This window comes from Xanthobacter lutulentifluminis (assembly GCF_043194675.2).
Classification (GTDB): Bacteria; Pseudomonadota; Alphaproteobacteria; order Rhizobiales; family Xanthobacteraceae; genus Xanthobacter.
Genome location: NZ_CM195525.1, coordinates 1278611 through 1299123, shown reverse-complemented (window position 1 = coordinate 1299123; position 20513 = coordinate 1278611). Strand labels below are relative to the sequence as shown.

The following is a 20513-nucleotide window of genomic DNA, read 5'->3' as shown; positions in this document are numbered from 1 at the left end:
CGCAGGCCGCGCCGGAGAGCTTGGCACCCGCGGCGGACGCGAAGCCTATCATGGCCGCTGGCGCGGCACGGGTGAAGGGTGGGCCGATCATCCAGGAGCCGGTCATGGTGCGGACGATTCGAACAGGCCGGCTGGTCGGCCGAGGAGCATGCGATGACGCAGGCCAAAGCGAATGGCGCAAGCAGCGGCCCTGCGCCACGGCATGTCGATTTCTTGCTGGTGGGCGGCGGGCTTGCGAGCGCGGTCGCCGCGCAGACACTGCGTGGCGAGGGCGCGACCGGGTCGATTCTGATCCTCTCCGCCGAGGATGTACCGCCTTATCACCATCCCCCGCTCTCCAAGCATCTCCTGACCGGTGCCGAGGGCGCGGAGCGGATCTTTGTCCATCCTGAGTCCTTTTATGGCGAGCACCGGATCGAGCTGGCCCTGGGCGCGCGGGTGAACGGCGTCGATCCGGGCAACCAGACCGTTACCACCGTGCGGGGCGAAAGGATCGGCTATGGCCAACTCCTCATCGCCACCGGGGCGGCGCCCAAAACCCTCGATGTGCCCGGCGCGTCGCTTCCCGGCATCTTCAGCTTGCGTCGCAAGGCCGATGCCGACGCCATCCGCGCCGCGATCGCGGAGGCGAAGGCGGCCGTGGTGCTGGGCGGCAGCTTCCTCGGCATGGAGATCGCCATGTCGCTCCTCGACGCCGGCCTGAAGGTGACGGTCATCGAGCAGGGGCCCGTGCTGCTGCGGCATCTGGAAGCCCCCGACCTCTCCCACTATTTCGAGCGGCATGCCGAGAACCGCGGTGTCAGTGTGATCCTCAACGACACAGTCGTGGCGGTCCACGGCCGCGGGCGGGTCGAAGAGGTGGAGACCTCGGCCGGCCGTCACGTGCCCTGCGACCTCGTGGTGGTCAGCATCGGCGTCACGCCGGCCACGGACTTCCTTGTCGGCAGCGGCATCACCCTTGAGGACGGCTATGTGGTGGTGGACGCCTTGTTGCGCGCGAGCGCCCCGAACGTCTTCGCCGCCGGGGACGTCACCACCTTCTACGATCCGGTCTTCGCACGGCGCCGGCACATCGAGCACTGGGACAACGCCGTGAAGCAGGGGCGGCTCGCCGCACGCAACATGATGGGCCGCCGGCTGCGCTATGACGAGGTCTCCTATTTCTTCTGCGAGGTGGGCGACATCGGCTTCAACGTGCTTGGCGCGACGGAAGAGGCGGATGACTGGATCGCGCGCGGCGCCCTCGACGAGGGATCCTTCGCGCTGTTCTACCTGAAGGGCGATGTGCCGCGAGCACTGTTCTCGGTGGGGCGCCCAGCGGACGAGACCCGCGTCGCCGAGGGCCTGATCCGCTACCGGGTCGGCCTCGGCGACATCCGGGAGCGCCTCAACGAGAGCACATTCGTCCTCGACCATATCCCGACGCAGACGGCGCTGATCCTCCAAGGCGGCGGTGCCCTGGGGGCGTTCGAATGCGGTGTCGTCAAGGCGCTGGAGGAGGAGGGTATCTTCGCCGACATCGTCGCGGGCGTTTCCATCGGGGCCCTGAACGGCGCCGTCATCGCCGGCAATCCACGCCACGCCAGCCAGGCCCTGGAGGCGTTCTGGTCCGACCTCGCGGTGGCGACGCCGCAGCTGCCCCACCCCGAGCTGCGGCGCGTCATGGCAGCGGCGCAGATCCTGACGCTGGGGGTGCCCAATTTCTTCACGCCGCGCTGGGTTGTGCCTCCCGTTCGCCCACAGGACTGGCTGGCCAACTGGACGAGCTTCTACGACACCGCGCCCGTGAAGGCGCTGCTCAGGAAATACGTAGACTTCGCCGCGCTCAAGGACAGCCCCGTGCGTCTTCTCGTCAGCGCCGTGGACGTGACGACGGCGACCCTCGAGGTCTTCGACAGCTATGTCGATGATCTGACGGCGGACCATGTGCTCGCGAGCGGCAGCCTGCCACCGGGCTTTCCCTGGACCATGGTGGGCGGCAAGGCCTACTGGGACGGCGGCATCATCAGCAACTCGCCGCTCGATCTCGTCATCGACCGCTGCGGACCGGACGGGAAACGGGTGTTCGTCGTGGACCTGTTCTCCGGCCGGCGGGACCTGCCGACCAACATGCTGGAGGTGCTCGTCCGGCGCGATGAGATCGTCTATGCGGAGCGGGTGCGCAGCGACGTCCAGCATCGCGCGACCATCGAGGCCTATCGCCGGCTGGTCGAGCACATCCTGGGCCAGCTCGAGCCCGCCCGGAGCGCACGGATCAAGCGCATCCCGGCCTATATCCAGCTCATGGGCGACGCTGCGGCGACCACCATCACGCGCTTCATGCGCGCCGGGGACACGGCCGAGCACGCGACCCGCGACTACGATTTTTCCGACATCGCCATCAGGGCGAACCAGGCCGAGGGCTATGCCGTGGCGAAGAAGGTTCTCGGCACGCCTTCTGCGCTGGGACAGGAAGGCCTTCGAGCGGGGGCGCTTTCAGCCCAGGAAGGCCCTGAAGCGCCGCAGGGAGACGTAAAATAAGATGGCGCCGATACCGGTGAGGGCCAGGAATTGTGGCCAGACCACGTCGAGCCCCGCGCCGCGGAACAGGATGGCCTGGGCCAGCATGACGAAATGCGTGTTGGGCGCGGCGGACATCATGATTTGGATGATCTGCGGCATGCTTTCGCGCGGGGTGACACCGCCCGAGAGCACCTGCATAGGCAGCAACACCATCATCAGCAGCAGGCCGAACTGCGGCATGGAGCCGGCAAGCGTTGCCAGGAAGATGCCCATCGACGTGGTTGCGAAGATCTGCAATGCCGTCCCCGCCAGAAACAGGGCGAGGGAGCCTTGGACGGGCACCGCGAGCAGCCACTGGACCACCGCCGTCAGGGAGATGGCGGAGGCGGCCAGCACCACGAGGCCCATGGACCAGATCTTGCCCACCATGATTTCGGCCGGCGTCACCGGCATGACCAGGAGGTGCTCGATGGTGCCATGCTCGCGCTCGCGGATGAGGGCGGCCCCGGTAAGCACGATGGCCAGCATGGTGATGGAGGAGATGACGTGGGTGACGGCGCCGAACCAGCGCTTGTTCAGCTCGGCATTGTAGCGGGCGCGCAGCACGAGATCGATGGGCACATTGGTGGCGCCGCGATAGCGGTTGAGAAACTCACCCACCTCTCCGGAGACGATGGCTTGGATGTAGCCGCCGCCGGTGAAGGCCTGGGTCATGCGCGTGGCGTCGATGTTGAGCTGGATGGCGGGCGCGCGGCCGGCAAGCAGATCGCGCTGGAAGTCAGGGGGAATGTCGAGGGCGAAGGTGTCGATACCCGCATCCATGCGGGCATCCATCTCCTGCGGCGCGATGAGCTTCGGCGGGGTGAAATAGGGCGGGTAAAAGGCGGTGGAAATGCGCACCGACACCGGCGACTGGTCCTCATCCACGATGCCGATGGCCGCCCGGTTCAGGGTCTCCGGCATCGCCCGGGACGCCGTATAGACGGAGATCGTGAAGGCATAAACGATCAGGAACACCAGCACGGGATCACTCGCGAGGCCGCGCAGCTCCTTGATGCCGAGCTGGAGGATATTGGCGCCGCGCATGGCTACGTCGCTTGCTTCCTGAGGAGGAGGACACCGATGCCCAACAGCACCGGCGCGGTGATCAGAAGAGGCACGAATGCGCTCCACAGGTCGGGGAAGTCCAGGGCTTTCGAGAAGGTGCCACGGGCAATGACCACGAAATAGGTGGTGGGGTAGATGCGCCCGATGAGCGCCCCGGCGCCCTCGAGCGAGGAAACCGGATCGGTCAGCCCCGAAAAATTCACCGCCGGGATGAGCGTGATGAGGGCCGTGCCGAAGATCGCGGCGATCTGGCTGCGCATGAAGGCGGAGATGACAAGTCCCATGCCTGTGGCGACGATGACGTAGAGCAGGGCGCCGAACGTCAAGGCCAGGAAGCTCCCGGTGAAGGGCACGCGAAAGATGAAAATGGCGACCGCCGTGAGCATCAGGAAGTTCAGCATGGCAAGGCCCACATAGGGGATTTGCTTGCCGACGAGGAACTCCGCCCGCGTCACCGGCGTGACGTAGAAATTGATGATCGATCCCAGCTCCTTCTCGCGCACCACGCTGAGCACCGCCAGCATGGCGGGTATCATCAGCAGCAGAAGGGGGATCACGGCCGGCGCCATGGCGACGAGGCTCTCGACGCCTGGATTGTAGCGGTAGCGCAGCTCCAGCCGGAAATCCCCGATGGCGGCCGCCTTGCCGTAGAGTTCGCGCGTCTTCCGGGCAAGCCAGTTCGCGTGGATGCCCTGGACGTAACCCTGAACGGTCTCCGCCCGGATCGGCATGGCGCCGTCGATCCAGGCGCCGATCTGCACCGTGCGCCCGTGCGCTACGTCACGCGCGAAACCGGGCGGGATCTCGATGGCGAGGCTGAGCTCGCCGCCGCGCATGCGCCGATCGAGGTCCGCATAGTCGGTGAGCGGCGGCTTCTGAATGAAATAGCGCGATCCGGCGATCTGCAGCGCATAGTCGCGGCTTGTCGTGGTATCGTCGCGATCGAGAACGGCGAATGAAAGGTTCTCCACATCCAGGTTGATGCCATAACCCACCACCAGCATGAGCAGCACGCTGCCCAGCATGGCGAGGGCGGCGCGGATCGGATCCCGTCGCAGTTCCAGCGCTTCGCGCCGGGTGCAGGCGAGCATGCGGCGCAGGCTGAAGATGGTGCCGCCATCGGTGGTCACCTCGCCGGCCCATTCCTCCGCCAGGTCCTTCGTCGCGGGCACCGGCCGCGGCCGGCTCGGCGCCGTGGCGGAGCGCGCCGCCACATAGCCGATGGCGTCTTCGAGATAGCCGATGAACGCTTGTTCGAGGTCTCGCGCGCCGCGCGTTTCGACGATCGCAGCCGGCCGATCGCTGACCAGCACCTTCCCCGCATGCATGAGCGAGATGCGGTCGCACAGGGCAGCCTCGTTCATGAAGTGGGTTGAGACGAAGATGGTCACGTCGTCCTTGCGGGAGAGGTCCGAGAGGATTTGCCAGAAGCCGTCGCGGGCGATCGGATCCACGCCCGAGGTGGGCTCGTCGAGGATCAGCATGTCCGGCCCGTGGATCATGGCGACCGCCAGCGACAGGCGCTGGCGGATGCCAAGCGGCAAAGCGTCCGGCAGCGTGTCGGTGACGCCGAAGAGACCGAAGCGCTGCACCATCTCGGCGATCCGCGCCGGAATGGTCTCAGCCTCAAGGCCGAACAGGCGGGCGTGGAGGTCGAGGTTCTGCGCGACGGTAAGCTCCGAATAGAGCGAAAAGCCCTGGCTCATGTAGCCCACGCGCCGGCGCACCGCCATGTCGTTCGGGTCCACCTCCTTGCCGAACAGGCGCGCCGTGCCCTCGCTCGCCGCCAGAAGGCCGGTGAGCATCTTCATGGTGGTGGTCTTGCCGCAGCCGTTGGAGCCGAGGAAGCCGAAGATCTCGCCTTTGCCGATGCGGAAGCTCACGTCGTCCACCGCCGTGAAGTCGCCGAACCGCATGGTGAGGTGCTCGGCCTCGATGGCCACCTCGCCGTCCGCCCCCTCCGGCCGGGGCGGGATGACCACCTCCCGATGCCCTTGACGCGCCTCCTCCGGCAGCAGCGCGATGAAGGCGGCATCGAGATCGGCTGCCCCCGTCCTCTTGAGCAGCTCGGCCGGCGTGCCGGTGGCGAGCACCTTGCCGGCATCCATGGCCCCCAGGAAGTCGAAGCGCGCCGCCTCCTCCATGTAGGCGGTGGCGACGATCACGCTCATGCCGGGCCGGTTGCCGCGGATGTCGTCGATCAGCTCCCAGAACTGGCGCCGCGACAAGGGGTCGACGCCGGTGGTGGGCTCGTCGAGAATAAGCAGTTGCGGATCGTGGATGAGGGCGCAGCACAGGCCGAGCTTCTGCTTCATGCCGCCGGAAAGCTTGCCCGCCGGGCGGTCCGCGAAGGGCGCTAGGCCTGTGCTCTCCAAAAGCTGCGCGATGCGGGCCTCGCGTTCCGCCCGCGCCTGCCCGAACAGCCGGCCGAAGAAGTCCACGTTCTCGAACACGGAAAGCGTGGGATAAAGATTCTTCCCCAGGCCCTGCGGCATGTAGGCGATCTGCGGGCAGGTGGCGCGCCGGTGCTTCGCATCGGTCATGTCGCCGCCCAGCACGTGCACCTCTCCGTGCTGGACGACCCGCGCCCCGGCGACGAGCGACAAAAGGCTCGACTTGCCCACCCCGTCCGGCCCGATCAAGCCGACCATGCACCCAGCCGGAATCTCAAGGTCGACGGCGTCGAGCGCCCGGGTCTTGCCATAGGTTAGCCCGACCGCCTTCAGGATCGCCACGGAAGGGACGGCGCCGGGCGGCGCTGCACCCGATCTCGCCGGGTTCACTTGACGAGCCCCTCTTGAAGGCGAGCGGGCCATTGGGCGTCGGGGTCGAGCCGCACATAGGCCATGCCCGGCAGGCCGGTCTTCACCTGCTGGATATATTTCTGCAAAAGGTCCGGCGGGATCTGCGCCTTGATGCGGAACATGAGCTTCAGGCGCTCTTCTTCCGTCTCGACGGTCTTCGGGGTGAACTGGGCCACGTCCGCCACGAAGGTGGCCTTCGCCGGGATGACGTATTGGGGCGCCGCGTCGAGCACGAGGCGCACCTCGGTGCCGAGGCCCACCCGGCCGGCCTGGGCGGTCGGCAGGAAGAAGGTCATGTAGACATCGCCGAGATCGACGAGATTGAGCACCCGTCCGCCGGCGGACAGCACCTCGCCGGGCTGGGCGACGCGGTATTGGATGCGGCCGGCGCGGGGCGCTCCCAGGACCGCGTCGTTGATGTCCGCCGTGATGCTGTCGATGGCGGCGCGGGCCGCGTCGACCGCCGCCTCCGCATCCACGATCATGGCCTTCGCCGAGCTGATCCCCGCCTCGCTGGCCGCGAGCTGCGCCTCGGCGGCGCCCACGGCAGCCTTCGCGGCCTCCGCATTGGCCCGGTCGTCGTCATAGACCTGCTCGGAGACGGCGTTGGTCTTCACGAGCTTGGCCGAGCGGGCGAACTTGCGGTTGGCGGCGTCGAGCTCGGCCTCGCGCTGGGCGATGGTCGCCTGCGCGGCGCGGCGCTCCGCCTCGCGCTGGGTGACGAGGCTCTTGGCCGTGTCGATGCCGATCCGGGCACGCTGCAACTGGGCCTGCGCCTGGCGGCGCTGGGCCTCGAGCTGCTCCGTGTCCATGTAGGCAAGGACCTGGCCGGCCTCGACGAAGTCGCCCTCGTTCACCAGGATTTCCCTGAGCCGCCCGGGGATCTTGGTGGAGACGTCGATCTCCGTTGCCTCGATGCGCCCGTTGCCTCTGGCGATGCCGGCGGGCAGGTCGCCGCTGAACAATGCCCGCCATCCGAAGTAACCGCCGCCGACCACGATCACGGCAAGGATGGCGAGCAGCAGGAGCTTTCCGGCCGAGGTCATGGAGGAGGAGGGCTCTCTTGTGAAAGGCAGGGCGCAGCGTCATCGTGCGTCCCCATCGGCCACGATGACGCTGAAGGGCAAGGCTGACGAACCACACGGTCAGGCTGCGGCCGAAACGCCCTTGCTGATCATCCCGGCGATCTGCTGACCGCTCTCCAGGCCGGAGCTGAGGGATTTCTGCACCAACTCCGCCTGCGCGGACAGCGCTTCCGCTGGATTGTCGCATTGGGCCAGCTTCGCCACATAGTCCGCCTGGATCTGAAGCTGACGCGCAGTGGCCGCGAGAATCTGCCGTGACGCGGTGGCGTAAAGATTCAGGGGAGTCTCAGCACCAGCCGCCAGCCAATTCGGCTTAAACGGAATCCCATTCAGAAAAGGACTGATCCATGATTGCATGTTCGAGGTATTGGCATCGTCGGCCATTGCAGCTATCCTTCCTGTATCGGATGAATACGCCATAAATACCAATATCGCTAAAATTTAGCGATCGCGCATTGATCCTCATCAACTGCCGTTGACCACCGGAGCACAGTACGCATAACTTGAGCTGGTAGCAATCATTTTGTGTGAGGTTCGATGGCCACTGAAGCTGCGGCACGATCCGCAGGCGCCACGCGGGACCGGATCCTCGACGCCGCCGTTCTGCGCTTCGCAAGGCATTCCTATGAGGAGACCGGACTGCGCGACATCGCGGCCGACGTCGGAGTGGACGTCGCCTATGTGCATCGCTGCTTCGGCTCCAAGGAACGTCTGTTCACAGCCGCCCTCAGGGCCACCGCGCAGTCCGGCAGGCTCCTTGGGGACGTCGCCGCCGATCCAGCCCGTGGGCTCGCGCGGCATGTCTTTTCCCGCGACGGCGTGCGGTCATCGGGCGAGGTCGGCCCACTCGACATTCTCATCCATTCCTTGTCGAGCCCTAAGGCTGCCGCCGTGCTGCGTGCCGTGATCGTGGAGGATTTCATCGTGCCGCTCAGCCGACGGCTCGACCGTCCCGCAATGCAGGAGGTGTCCATGATCATCGCCTTCCTCACGGGCCTCGGCATCCTCCGAAAGGTCATGGAACTCCAGCCTCTACAGGAGGGCGAAGGCGGCATCCTGGAACACCGCATCGCCAGGGCAATCGCCTGCATTCTTGGCGAGGGTGGCGTGGAGGACGCGTAACAACGGTAATCTGTCATGGTTTCGACTGTGGCGAGACAGTAGGGGCACCGATGGAGCCGGGGCGCGACGAGGGGTTCGAAAACGGCATCCTAGCCGTTCCGCGGCGATCGATGGCCCTGCTGCTGGTGCTGGCTGGGCTTGCCCGATGGCGTAGAAACGCGACATGCGCAGGCGATTTGCGGGCGGCCCCGTGACGCCATGGCAGATCATCGCGTTCGGGTTGACCGGAGGCCAGATCCCCCGCCCGGCATCCATCGCGGTCCTGCTCATCTGCATGCAGCTCAAGAACCTGAGCCCCGGCCTCGTGCCCGTCCTGCGCTTCGGCATCGGGCCTGCCCTGACGCCGGTGTCGGCCGGCGTTCTGGCGGCTCTCGGCATCCCGGCGCTCACCGAATATCTCGTGCGCCGACGGCGCGTGCCGGGCGCGCCAGGAGGGAAAGCCGCGATGAAGAAGGTGCAGGCGCCGGGACAGGCCGGCGCGCCGGTGGATCGATCCGCCATCTCGCGGACCGTCTGGGCCCTCGGCCTCGTCAGCATGTTCATGGACATCTCGTCCGAGATGATCCACGCGCTGCTGCCGCTCTTCCTCACCGGCACGCTCGGGGCGAGCGTCGCCATGGTGGGCCTCATCGAGGGCATCGGGGAATCCACCGCGCAGGTGGTGAAGGTCTTCTCAGGCCATATGTCGGACCGCCTGGGGCGTCGCAAGCCCCTCATCCTGCTCGGCTACGGGCTCGGCGCCGTCTCCAAGCCCTTCTTCGCCCTCGCCGGCGCGCCCGGGATGGTGCTCGCCGCGCGCTTCGCCGACCGCGTCGGCAAGGGCATGCGGGGCGCGCCGCGCGACGCCCTTGTCGCCGATGTCACTCCGCTCGAGATTCGCGGCCGCGCCTATGGCCTGCGCCAGGCCCTCGACACGGTCGGCGCCTTCGTCGGGCCGCTGCTCGCGATCGCGCTCATGGCACTGCTCGCGGACGACATGCGGGCGGTGTTCTGGATCGCCCTCGTGCCCGGCCTTCTCGCCGTGCTCTGCGTGGCAGCGGGCGTCGAGGACAGGTCCGCCGGCCTCGCCGAGGGGAGCCGGCCGCCGCCGGTCCGCCTCGGGGACCTCGGGCAGCTCGGCCGCCCGTTCTGGGGCGTCGTCGCCATCGGTGTGATCTTCACCCTGGCGCGCTTCAGCGAGGCATTCCTCGTCTTGAAAGCCCACGGCGAGGGGTTGCCGCTGGCCCTTGCCCCCCTCGTGCTGGTGGCCATGAACGTGGTCTACGCGCTCGCTGCCTATCCCGCCGGAGCGTGGTCGGACCGGGCGCCGCCGGAGCGGCTGCTGCTCGGCGGCCTCGCGCTCCTGGTCGCGGCCGATGTCGTCCTCGCCTTCGTGCCGGGGCTTGGGGGCGCCTTCCTCGGCATCGCGCTGTGGGGCGGCCACATGGCGCTGACCCAGGGCCTCCTTGCCAAACTGGTGGCCGAGCACGCGCCGCCGGCGCTGCGCGGATCCGCCTTCGGCTTGTTCAACCTCGCCACGGGCCTCGCCAGCCTCGCCGCCAGCCTCGCCGCGGGACTGCTGTGGGACGCCGGCGGCGCCCGGGCCACGTTCGTCGCCGGAGGGGTCTTCGCGCTGCTCGCCACCGGGCTCGTCGTGGTCTCGTCGCGCCACCGGGAGGCATGAGTTCCGGCCTGGAGCCGCATCCACCGGCCTGGATCTCTGGTCACTCATCTTCCAGCGGCTGGATGTGACGGAAGGCCCAAGGCAGGGCGAGGTCACAGAGGATTTTAACGCCCCGCACGGGATGAACGGCCAGGTTTCGCGACAGCTCGGAATGGCCCGGAACAGCGCGTCAGCGACAGCCGGGCTCGCCGCCGCCGCGAGGCTGGGGGCACCGGGGTGGTGCTCGCGGCAGCCGTCGGGTGGCGTGAACAGCCGGGGGCCATTGCGCCGGATTCCGGTCAGGCGTTCTGACGCTGGGGCCGTGTCGAGAACAGGGTTCGCGACAGCTCGCGCTGGAGGATGGGCTCGTCCGACTGCACGGCCGATTCCACCGCGGCCTCGATAGTGCGCGCGGTCAACAGCAGCTTCGGGCCGACCAGGGCGGTGAAGCCATCCGGCCCCAGGGAGGGCGATGCTGCGATGCTGCAGTTCAAAGCCACGATCTCCTCGTTCCAGCGCAGCCGCAGGGGTACCGCGCAGGCATAGGTGTCCGGCTGGGCAAGACCGAAGGATGAAGTGAAGCCGCGGCGCCTGAAGTCGGCGAGCGCTTGGGGCCAGTCCGCACCATGCCGCGCCCAGACGCCGGGCGTGCGCGCGCACAGCGCGGCAAGCAGGGCGTCGCGATCGGCCGGCGGCAGGGCTGCCAGATGGGCGCGGCCCATGGCACTGGGCAGAAGCGGCCACACCGGCCCCAGGTCCGCCATGACCGGGTTGCGACGTGGGTCCGGGGTGGATTCGATGGACACCACGGAGAAGCGGTCCCGCACGCCGAGGGAGACCTGCCCCGACAGCACCTCTGCCAGCTCGCGCATCACCGGCCGTGCCGCCCGCCATGGGCTGAGGCTCACCATCAGGGGATAGCCGAGCGTCAGCACCGCGTTGCCGAGTGCGTAGCGGCCGATGCGCCCGAGATGGCGCAGGTAGCCGAGCTCCACCAGCATCTTCGCCAGGCGGGAGACGGTGGATTTGGAAAAGCCCGTGCGCTCGGCGAATTCCTTGTTGCCCAAATGGAACTCCCCGGGACGGAAGGCGCAAAGCAAAGCGAGGCCCTTGGAGAGGGTATGCGAGGCGTGCTGACGTTGATCGCGATCGTTCGTCATGACCTACCTGCCCGCGGGCGCGGCGCGGGATCCAGCCATCGGCCCGCGGGGGAGGCGAATATGTTCATCGGCGTGGAAATGAGGTCCGCCTGCATTTTAACTTCACGCGCCCTGTTGCCGCTCGGTAGAGCTCGCCGGGATCCCCGGGAGATCGGGCTGGCCCCGTCTTCCGGCCGCCACACGGGGGTGGGCCCTCATCAGTTGAGCCAACGCTTTCTCCGCTTGTAGGTCTTCACGTTCCGGAAGCTTCTGTCCTCGCCGCCGGCTGTTCCGAGATAGAATTCCTTGACGTCCTCGTTCTCGCGCATCTCCGCCGCCGGTCCATCCATGACGATGCGGCCGGTCTCCAGGATGTAGCCGTAGGTCGCGTATTTCAGCGCCATGTTGGTGTTCTGCTCGGCCAGCAGAAAGGAGACGCCGCGGTGCTGGTTGAGGGCGCGGACGATCTCGAAGATCTCCTCCACCACCTGCGGGGCGAGGCCCATGGACGGCTCGTCCAAGAGGATCATGCGTGGCTTCGACATGAGCGCGCGGCCGATGGCGCACATCTGCTGCTCTCCACCGGAGAGGTATCCCGCCTGCGCCTTGCGGCGCTCGCGCAGGCGGGGAAAGGTCTCGTAGATTTCCTCGAGATCATGCCTGACGGCGGTCGCCCCCTCCCGGCGAGTATAGGCACCGGTGAGCAGGTTCTCCTCCACCGACAAGTGGCCGAAGCAACGCCGTCCCTCCAGGACCTGGATGCAGCCGCGGCGGACGAGGTCGTTGGCAGTCAAGCGGTCTACCCGCTCGCCAGCGAACACGACGGAACCCTTGGTGACGTCACCCCGCTCGGACCTGAGCAGGTTCGACACCGCACGCAGCGTCGTGGTCTTGCCGGCTCCGTTGGCGCCGAGGAGGGCGACAATGCCGCCCTCCCGCACCGTGAGGGAAACGCCCTTCAGCACCAGTGCGACGTGGTCGTAGACCACTTCGATATTATTGACGGAGAGTATGGTCGACGAAGCATCGTCCGCTGGAACTTCAGGATTCATAGCGCCATTCCCCGAGTAGGCTGTTGGTCAGGGCTCCTTGCTGCAGTCCCGCGGTGTGATCCCGTTCTCTTTGGCGTAGCGGGCAGCGGCCGCCTTCAGCATTGGTTCCAGCATGGCTTCGTCGGCGATGTACCAATCGGATATAATCTTCCACTGCTTGCCGTCCCATTGCTGGACCCGGGACGTATTCGCGCCTTCGTGATCCGAGCAGGAGATCTTGACAGGTTTGATCATACCCTCGAAGCCAAGCTCCTTCAGACGCCTTTCGTCAAGGGCGAGGTTCTCGATGCCCCAGCGCACCTGCTCGCCGGTGAGCGGCTTGTTGCCGTACTTGGCCATGGCGGTGCGGATCCCCTCGACCCCCAGCATGGCGCCCACCATGCCGCGATTGAACAGGACACCACTGGAATCGGTGGGTTTGGATTTGCCGAGCCCCTTGCCGTAGACGTATCTGTCGAGGTCATCATGGACGTGGGCGCGCCCCGCCCCGTGCTGCAGCATCAGCGCCTTGTAGCCCACCGCCTGCGCGCCAGCGGGGATGACGTCGGGCTCGGCGCCGGCGAACCAGACGCCGATCATCTTATCTCGCGGGAAGTTGACATTGGCAGCTTCCTGGATTGCGGTCGGGTTCATCACGCCCCACCCCCATATCACCACATAGTCGGGGCGCAACTGGCGGATCTGGAGCCATTGGGACTTCTGCTCCACGCCCGGGTTGGCGACAGGGATGAGCGTGAGCTGGAAGTCGTACTTCTTGGCGAGCGCCTCCAGCACGGGGATCGGTTCCTTGCCGAACGGGGAATCGTGGTAGAGCAGCACGATCTTGCGGCCCTTCAGCTTGGCGGGTCCACCCAGCTCCTTGGCGATGTGCTGGACGGCAACGTCGGCTGCCGTCCAATAGGTGCCGAGGAGCGGGAAGTTCCAGGTGAAGACGCTGCCGTCCTTCGATTCCGAGCGGCCGAAGCCGGCGGTGATGAGCGGGATCTTGTCCACCGGCGCCTTCTCGGTGAGGGCGAAGGTGATGCCGGTCGACAGCGGGTTGACGAAGGCGGCGCCAGTCGGCCCCTTGTTCTTGAGGCGCTCGTAGCATTCCACCCCCCGGTCGGTGGCGTAGCCCGTCTCGCATTCCTCGTAGATGATCTTCACCCCGTTGATGCCGCCGTCGCGCTGGTTGATCAGCTCGAAATAGTCGACGATGCCGTTGGCCCAGGGGATGCCGTTCGGCGCGAACGGGCCGGTCCGGTAGGACAGGACGGGGATGAACTGCCCGTTCTCCTGGCCGTGCGCTCCCAGCGGCAGGGCGGCCAATGCCGCCGCCAGAAGCGCACTGAGCTTCACCATGTGTGTCTTCATCGGCGTTTCCTCCCATGGAGTTTGGCCGGCTTTAGCCGGCTCTGGCGCTCCGCTTGCCGGCCCTCAGTAGGGGAACGGCCAACGTCGGAGTTTGTGCTTGGCGATGGCCCAGATGCGGGCGAGGCCATGGGGCTCGAAGATCAGCGTCAGAAGGATGAGGACGCCGAAGACGCCGAGCGTCAGGTTGGACGCCGCATCCGCCGAGATGGGGATCGAGAGCCAGCGCGGGACGCCTTCCACCGCGAGCGGCAGCAACCAGATGAACGCCGCGCCCAGAAAGCAGCCGATGATCGACCCGAGCCCGCCGATGATGACGAGGAACAGCAGCTGGAACGAGCGGTCGATGGAGAAGGCGTAAGGCTCCCAGGAGCGCAGGTTGACGAAGGCCCACAGCGCTCCCGCCAGCCCCAGGACGAAGGAGGAGATGGCGAACGCGGTCAGCTTCGACTGCATGGGGCGGATACCGATGATCTCCGCGGCGATGTCCATGTCGCGGATCGCCATCCATTGCCGGCCGAGATTGCCGCGCACGAGGTTCGACGCACCGAGCGCCACGAGCACGGCGATGGCGAGCACCAGCAGATAGCGTTCCACCGGCGTGTCCATGTGCCAGCCGGCGATGACGAGGGCCGGGGCGGTGACCGAGCCGGAGGGGGAATAGTTGGTGATCCATCCAACCCGCAGGAACGCCCAGTCCAGGAAGAACTGCGCCGCGAGTGTCGCCACCGCCAGGTAGAGGCCCTTGATGCGCAGCGATGGCATGCCGAAGGCAAGCCCGATCACGGCGCTCGCAGCGCCCGCCAGGAGGAAGGTGGCGATGAGCGGCATGCCTGGCAGATGAACACTCACATTGTAGGCGGAATAGGCCCCTATCCCCATGAATGCGCCGGCGCCCAACGAGATCTGGCCGCAATAGCCAACCAGCAGGTTGAGGCCGATGCCGGCGACGGCGAGGATGAGGACCGGTGTCAGCACTGCACTGAACAGATAGTCGCCGGCGAAGGGCGGAACACCCGCCACGTGGAGCAGTGGCACCAGGACGAAAGCGATCGCGAGGAGCGCGCGGATGCCCATGCGATCCTCCCGGATGGGAAAGATCGCCATGTCTTCCTGGTACTGATCGTGGAAATGCCCGGCCTCGCGATAGAACATGATCAAATCCGCTCAATGATGCGGTCCCCGAACAGCCCCTGCGGGCGCACCAGGAGGACCATGAGGGCGACGACATAGGCGAACCAGTGCTCGATTCCGCCACCGACGGCCGGGCCGAGGTAGACCTCGGCCAGCTTCTCGCCCGCGCCGATGAGGAGGCCGCCGACGATGGCGCCGGGAATGGAGGTGAGCCCGCCGACGATGATCACAGGCAGCGCCTTCAGGGCAACGTAGACCAGGGAGAACTGCACCCCCACCTTCGAGCCCCACACCGCCGCGGCGGCGATGGCGACAAAGCCAGCCACCATCCAGACGATGAACCAGACCCGGGTGAGCGGAATGCCCACCGATTGCGCGGCGGCGTGGTCGTCGGCCACCGCCCGCAGGGCGCGGCCCACCTGCGTCCTCTGGAAGAAGATCGCCAGAGCCACCACCAGCAGCGCCGCCAGCACGGCCGACCACAAATCGAGCTGATTCAGCAGGATGCCGCCGTCGAACACGCTCTCCAGCATGAACAGGCTGTCGCGCGGCAAGCCGATGTCGAGCTTGTAGACCTGCGCGCCGAAGATCTGCTGACCGAGGCCTTCCAGCACGAAGGTGATGCCGATGGTGGCCATGAACAGGGTGAGAGCGGTCTGGTTGACGAGCTTGCGCAGGGCAAAGCGCTCCACCGCCCAGGCGATGCCCGTCATCAGCGCGCCGGAGAACGCGATGGCGAGCATCAACGCCAGCCAGAAGGGCACCCGTGTCTCCAGCCAGCCGAGGGCGCGCACCAAAGCGAGCCCGGCCACCAGCACCATGGCGCCCTGGGCAAAGTTGAACACGCCCGAGGCCTTGAAGATGAGCACGAAGCCCAGCGCCACGAGGGCATAGAGAACCCCGGACAAGAGCCCGGAGACGAGCACCTCCACGAAGAACGCGACCTTGACCGGATCGAGCCCGACCATCATGCGCCTCCCCGTCCCAGATAGGCATCGATGACGCGCGGGTCGCTCTTGACCTCCGCCGGGGTGCCGTCGGCGATCTTGCAGCCGTGGTCGAGCACGACGATGCGGTCAGACAGGTTCATCACCACGCCGATATCGTGCTCGATGAGGGTGATGGTGATGCCGTAGGCTTGGTTCGCCTCGATGATGAAGCGGCTCATGTCTTCCTTTTCCTCGAGGTTCATGCCGGCCATGGGCTCGTCGAGCAGGAGGAGGCGCGGCTCCATGGCGAGCGCTCGTCCCAGCTCCACCCGCTTCTGCAGCCCGTAGGGCAGCTTGCCCACCGGCACCTTGCGGATGGCCTGGATCTCCAGGAAGTCTATGATCTCCTCCACCTTGCGGCGGTGCCCGATCTCCTCGCGCATGGCCGGCCCAACGCGCACCAGCTGGCTGAGGATGCCGCTTCGGATCTTCAGGGCGCGGCCGGTCATGATGTTGTCGAGGGTGGTCATGCCCTTGAACAGCGCCACGTTCTGGAAGGTGCGGGCGACGCCGCGCCGGGCCGCCGACCAGGGCCGGGTCCGGGCGTGGCCCTCGCCATCGAGCACGATGTGGCCGGCCGTCGGGCGGTAAAAGCCGTTGATGCAGTTGAGCATCGAGGTCTTGCCGGCGCCGTTCGGGCCGATGATGGCGCGGATCTCGCCGGCTCGGACGTCGAAGGAGACGTCGTTCAGCGCCTTCACGCCGCCGAAGCTGAGGCTGACATGGTTGATCTCCAGCAGCGGGGCGGGGCCAGCTGCGCCGCGCGCGGGCGGCGCTGCGGCGCCGACAACCGCCGCCCCGGATGCCGCTGCGGTGGCGGCGGTCGGAGAAAGAAGGGCGGTCATGCTGCGAGCGTCTCGGTGTTGTGGGTGCGCGGGCGGCCCGTCTCGCCCACCTCGGCGAGAACGAGCGTGGCCTCGATGCGGCCCTTGCGGCCGTCCTCAAACGTGACCTCGGTGCTCACGAAGCATGCGCGCGCGTCCGAATAGAGGGCGGCGATGAGATCGGCATACTTCTCCTGAACGAAAGCGCGGCGCACCTTGCGGGTCCGCGTCAGCTCGCCGTCGTCGGCGTCGAGCTCCTTGTGGAGGATGACGAAGCGGGAGATGGCAGCGCCCGCCATGGCAGGTTCCGCAGCAAGATCCCGATTCACCTGGCGGATATGGCCGCGGATGATGTCGTAGACCTCAGGCAGCGCGGCAAGCTCCTGATAGGAGCCGTAGGTCACGCCGTTGCGCTCGGCCCAGTTGCCCACCGCCGTCAGGTCGATGTTGATGAAAACGGCGACATGGTCGCGCCCGTCGCCGAAGGCCACCGCCTCCTTGATATTTGGGAAGAATTTCAGCTTGTTCTCGATGTACTTGGGGGCGAACAGGGTGCCGTCGGTGAGACGTCCCACGTCGTTGGCGCGGTCGATGACGCGCAGGTGCCCGTCCTGGCCGATGAAACCGGCGTCGCCGGTGCGCACGAAGCCGTCGGGGGTGAGGGTCTCGGCGGTGCGGTCCGGGTCGGCGAGATATTCCACGAACTGGCCCGGCGAGCGGAACTGCACCTCCCCATTTTCCATGATGCGGATCTCCACCCCTGGCGCCGGCGGACCCACCGTGTCGGAGCGGATCTGCCCGTCGGGCTGGGCCGATATGTAGAGGAAGGCTTCGGTCTGGCCGTAGAACTGCTTCAGGTTCACGCCGATGGAGCGGTAGAAGGCGAACAGGTCCGGCCCGATGGCCTCGCCCGCCGTGTAGGCGACCTTGATGCGCGAGAAGCCGAGCACGTTCTTGACCGGCCCGTAGATCAGCGCCTCGCCGAGGGCGTAGAGCAGGCGGCCGTGGAGCGGCACGTCGGCCCTCCTGTTGAGGATCGGCTCGCCCCAGCGCCGCGCCACGTCCATGAAGCGGGAAAACAGCCAGCGCTTGGCGCGGCCCGCATCTTCCATGGAGATCATGATGCGGGTGAGCAGATCCTCCAGCACCCGCGGCGGCGCGAAATAGAAGGTGGGGCCGATCTCGAAGATGTCGATGGCCACCGTTTCCGGCTCTTCCGGGCAGGACATGCAGAAGCCGGCCACGAAGGCCTGGGCGTAGTTGAGATAATGGTCGCCGCCCCAGGCGATGGGCAGATAGGCCAGCACCTCGTCGGTCTCGTCGAGGCCGTCCGCCGCGACCGTCTGACGGGCGGCGCTGATGGCCCGCTCGGATGAGATGACGGCGCCCTTCGGCCGCCCGGTGGTGCCGGAGGTGTAGAGGATGATCGAGGTGTCGCGGCCCCGGGTGCGGGCCACCATGTCGGTGAAGGCGCGGCCGAGGCCTCCACCGGTCGCCTCCTGCCGGCCGGAGGTCATGATCGCGTCGAGGCTGGCGAGCGTTGACGCCTCGCAGACATAATCGCGCATGCCGCGTGGGTCGTCATAGGCGATGAGCTGGAGCCCGGGCAGTTCGGGGATCACGGACAGGAGCTTGTCCACCTGCTCCTGGTCCTCGACGATGGCGGCGGTGACTTCCGCGTGGGCGAGCAGATAAGCCATCTCCTGGGCCACCGCGTCCGGATAGAGCGGCACCGGCACGGCGCCCACGCACTGGGCGGCGAGGATGCTCCAGTAAAGCCGCGAGCGGTTGACGCCGATCACCGCGACGCGCGCGCCGGGCACGATGCCGGCCGCCTTCAGGCCGAGCGCCAGCGCCTCGATCTCACGGGCGAGATCGGCCCAGGTCCAGGTCTTCCAGATGCCGTACCGCTTCTCCCGCATGGCGGGGCGGGCTGGCCGGCGGGCGGCGTTTTCGAGCAGCAGCTTGGGAAAGGTGTCTGCGGCGTAGGTGTCGGCCACCTTGCGTCCTCCCTCGACCTTCCTTGGATTTTTGGATGGATTTTGAACCATCGGAACGGAGCCTAGCAGCCAGCACAAAACTAAACAAGTGTTCAATCATGTTTGGAAACTAAATGATCGATCACTTAGTATCTTCGCGGTGAGTGCTGGAGCCGCCCCATTTGCTCCAGCTTCGCCGTTCTCCCGGCGGGCTCTGGCGGGCCTCCATGCCGCACGGGGGAGCCTTGGGTGGGATGGGTCCACTTGAAGCTCTGAAAAACGCGGACTTCCCGTCTCGCGCCGGCGCGAGATCCGCCCGAAAGGAACCGCAGGCCGGTTGCTTTTGAGGGGTTGGCGCCCGTCGTTTGTTCGAGGAGATGCAGATCAGCCGGCGAAGGCGGAACCGGCCCCATGGGCGGCAGTGAAGCGCCGCTCCTAGCACTGCCGCGTGGGGTGCTAGGCCTCCGGCTGGTTCGCCCCGCCACGGCGATTGGGGGCCCTTTTGCGATAACTCTGTGCCGGTGCTCAGCGTGTATCGATGATGCGGCGGCTATTTGGCGTGAGGGTCCCAGGCGGGGTGAGCAGGACCTCGCCGCCGAGCTTCGTGACGTCCCTGAGCGCTTGCGCGATCGCCTGCTCCATGCCTGCGTCGGCGGTTGCGCATTCCGCCTCGAGCCGCAGGGCATCCTGGTCCTGCGCGCGGAGGACCACGAGGCGGAGGTTCGCGATCTCGGGAAACCGGCGGGCGAGTTCGGCCACCTGGGTGGGGTGGACGAACATGCCCTTGACCTTGGCGCTCTCATCGGCGCGGCCCAGCCAGCCTGCGAGCCGCTGATTGGTCCTGCCGCAGGGCGAAAGGCCGGGCTTGATGGCCGAGAGGTCCCCGGTGGACAGGCGGATCATCGGGTAGTTGGCGTCGAAGCGCGTGACCACCACCTCGCCCACCGCTCCCGCCTCCACCGGCGCGCCGGTGACGGGATCGACAATTTCCACGATCCGGTCCTCGTTGAGGACGAGCCCATCCTCCGGCACGGTCTCATAGGCGATCAGCCCGAGATCGGCGGAGGCATAGCCCTGCAGGACCGAAACGCCGCGGGCCGACAGCTCCGCCCTGAGGGCGAAGGGAAGCGCCGCGCCGGAGACAAACCCTTTCGTCAGCGTCCGCATGCTCTTGCCCAAATCCGCGGCCCGGTCGAGCAGCAGCTTCAGAAAATCGGGCGTGCCGAGATAACAGGTGGCACCGTAACGGCAGATGCCTTCCACCTGCTGGTCGGCGTTGCCGACGCCACCCGCAATGATGGTGGCGCCGATGGCGTGCATGCCGCTCTCGACGAGGCGGGCGCCGGGAGTGAGATGGTGGGAAAAACAATTGATGGCGATGTCGCTGCGCCGCACGCCGGCGGCGTAGAGCCCGCGGGCGGTCCCCCACCAGTCGGGGCCGTGGCCTTCCGGCTCCGCCACCGGGCCAGGGGAGAGGAACAGGCGTTTGAAGGAGGAGACCGGCGCGCAGGCAAGCCCGCCCAGCGGGGGGGCTTCCGCCTGAAGCCGCATCAGGTCTGCCTTGCGTAGGATCGGGAGATGCGCGAGCGCCGGCCGGTTTGTCACGCCGGACGGGTCGATGCCGTCGAGGTGGCGGCGCCAGCCCGGGGCCTGCATGGCACGCGCGACAAGGCCCGGAAGCCGGCCGAGAAGGTCCTGCTCCCGTGCTTCGGGCTCCACGACCTCCCGGGTGCTGAAATAGGCATCGCAGATCGCGGGATTTCCTGCTGTCATGTTGGCGTCGC

At 67.0% G+C, this 20513-nt stretch carries 15 protein-coding genes; 3 read left to right on the top strand and 12 right to left on the bottom strand.

Going from position 1 to position 20513, the window contains the following annotated elements:
• Nucleotides 1-153 precede the first annotated feature (153 nt).
• On the top strand, nt 154-2520 hold the full coding sequence (locus V5F49_RS05900) for an FAD-dependent oxidoreductase (protein ID WP_394116017.1): 2367 nt from the start codon (nt 154-156) through the stop codon (nt 2518-2520).
• Here the strand turns inward: V5F49_RS05900 and V5F49_RS05895 are convergent.
• From V5F49_RS05895 to V5F49_RS05880, 4 genes are all read right to left on the bottom strand, one after another.
• Nucleotides 2476-3588, bottom strand: a complete 1113-nt coding sequence (locus V5F49_RS05895; RefSeq protein WP_394116018.1) for an ABC transporter permease — start codon at nt 3586-3588, stop codon at nt 2476-2478. The two genes, V5F49_RS05900 and V5F49_RS05895, sit on opposite strands and share 45 nt — an antisense overlap.
• 2 nt (nt 3589-3590) lie before the next feature.
• Nucleotides 3591-6425: a ribosome-associated ATPase/putative transporter RbbA gene (rbbA, locus tag V5F49_RS05890; protein WP_394116019.1), complete on the bottom strand. Its 2835-nt coding sequence runs from the start codon at nt 6423-6425 to the stop codon at nt 3591-3593.
• Nucleotides 6389-7459: an HlyD family secretion protein gene (locus V5F49_RS05885; RefSeq protein ID WP_394116020.1), complete on the bottom strand. Its 1071-nt coding sequence runs from the start codon at nt 7457-7459 to the stop codon at nt 6389-6391. Before V5F49_RS05885 ends, rbbA begins: the two co-directional genes overlap by 37 nt.
• A gap of 99 nt (nt 7460-7558) precedes the next feature.
• Nucleotides 7559-7882 (bottom strand): phasin family protein, encoded by a 324-nt coding sequence (locus V5F49_RS05880; protein WP_394116021.1) that lies wholly within the window; start codon nt 7880-7882, stop codon nt 7559-7561.
• A 153-nt stretch (nt 7883-8035) separates the two neighbouring features.
• On the opposite strand from V5F49_RS05880, the gene V5F49_RS05875 reads away from it, so the two are divergent.
• Nucleotides 8036-8620: a TetR/AcrR family transcriptional regulator gene (locus tag V5F49_RS05875; protein WP_394116022.1), complete on the top strand. Its 585-nt coding sequence runs from the start codon at nt 8036-8038 to the stop codon at nt 8618-8620.
• Between the two features lie 445 nt (nt 8621-9065).
• Nucleotides 9066-10283 carry an MFS transporter gene (locus tag V5F49_RS05870; protein WP_394116286.1) on the top strand — a complete coding sequence of 406 codons (1218 nt, stop codon included), beginning with the start codon at nt 9066-9068 and terminating at the stop codon, nt 10281-10283.
• Between the two features lie 278 nt (nt 10284-10561).
• Here V5F49_RS05870 and V5F49_RS05865 read toward each other — a convergent pair whose 3' ends face one another.
• The 8 genes from V5F49_RS05865 to V5F49_RS05830 all read right to left on the bottom strand — a co-directional run bounded on the left by V5F49_RS05865 (nt 10562) and on the right by V5F49_RS05830 (nt 20502).
• Nucleotides 10562-11422, bottom strand: coding sequence for an IclR family transcriptional regulator (locus tag V5F49_RS05865; RefSeq protein WP_394116023.1), 861 nt, complete (start codon nt 11420-11422; stop codon nt 10562-10564).
• A gap of 197 nt (nt 11423-11619) precedes the next feature.
• Nucleotides 11620-12453, bottom strand: coding sequence for an ABC transporter ATP-binding protein (locus tag V5F49_RS05860; protein WP_394116024.1), 834 nt, complete (start codon nt 12451-12453; stop codon nt 11620-11622).
• Between the two features lie 27 nt (nt 12454-12480).
• Nucleotides 12481-13806 carry an ABC transporter substrate-binding protein gene (locus V5F49_RS05855; protein ID WP_394116025.1) on the bottom strand — a complete coding sequence of 442 codons (1326 nt, stop codon included), beginning with the start codon at nt 13804-13806 and terminating at the stop codon, nt 12481-12483.
• Nucleotides 13807-13869: 63 nt separating this feature from the next.
• Complete coding sequence (locus V5F49_RS05850) at nt 13870-14958, bottom strand: branched-chain amino acid ABC transporter permease (protein WP_394116026.1); 1089 nt, start codon at nt 14956-14958, stop codon at nt 13870-13872.
• A 2-nt stretch (nt 14959-14960) separates the two neighbouring features.
• Nucleotides 14961-15908 carry a branched-chain amino acid ABC transporter permease gene (locus tag V5F49_RS05845; RefSeq protein WP_394116027.1) on the bottom strand — a complete coding sequence of 316 codons (948 nt, stop codon included), beginning with the start codon at nt 15906-15908 and terminating at the stop codon, nt 14961-14963.
• The gene (locus V5F49_RS05840; protein WP_394116028.1) at nt 15905-16771 is read right to left on the bottom strand and encodes an ABC transporter ATP-binding protein; all 867 of its coding nucleotides are present in this window, start codon (nt 16769-16771) and stop codon (nt 15905-15907) included. The genes V5F49_RS05845 and V5F49_RS05840 overlap by 4 nt, the downstream gene beginning before the upstream one ends.
• The gene (locus V5F49_RS05835) at nt 16768-18750 is read right to left on the bottom strand and encodes an AMP-binding protein (RefSeq protein ID WP_394116029.1); all 1983 of its coding nucleotides are present in this window, start codon (nt 18748-18750) and stop codon (nt 16768-16770) included. Before V5F49_RS05835 ends, V5F49_RS05840 begins: the two co-directional genes overlap by 4 nt.
• Nucleotides 18751-19254: 504 nt before the next feature.
• Nucleotides 19255-20502, bottom strand: coding sequence for a phenylacetate--CoA ligase family protein (locus V5F49_RS05830; RefSeq protein WP_394116030.1), 1248 nt, complete (start codon nt 20500-20502; stop codon nt 19255-19257).
• Between the last annotated feature and the right edge of the window lie 11 nt (nt 20503-20513).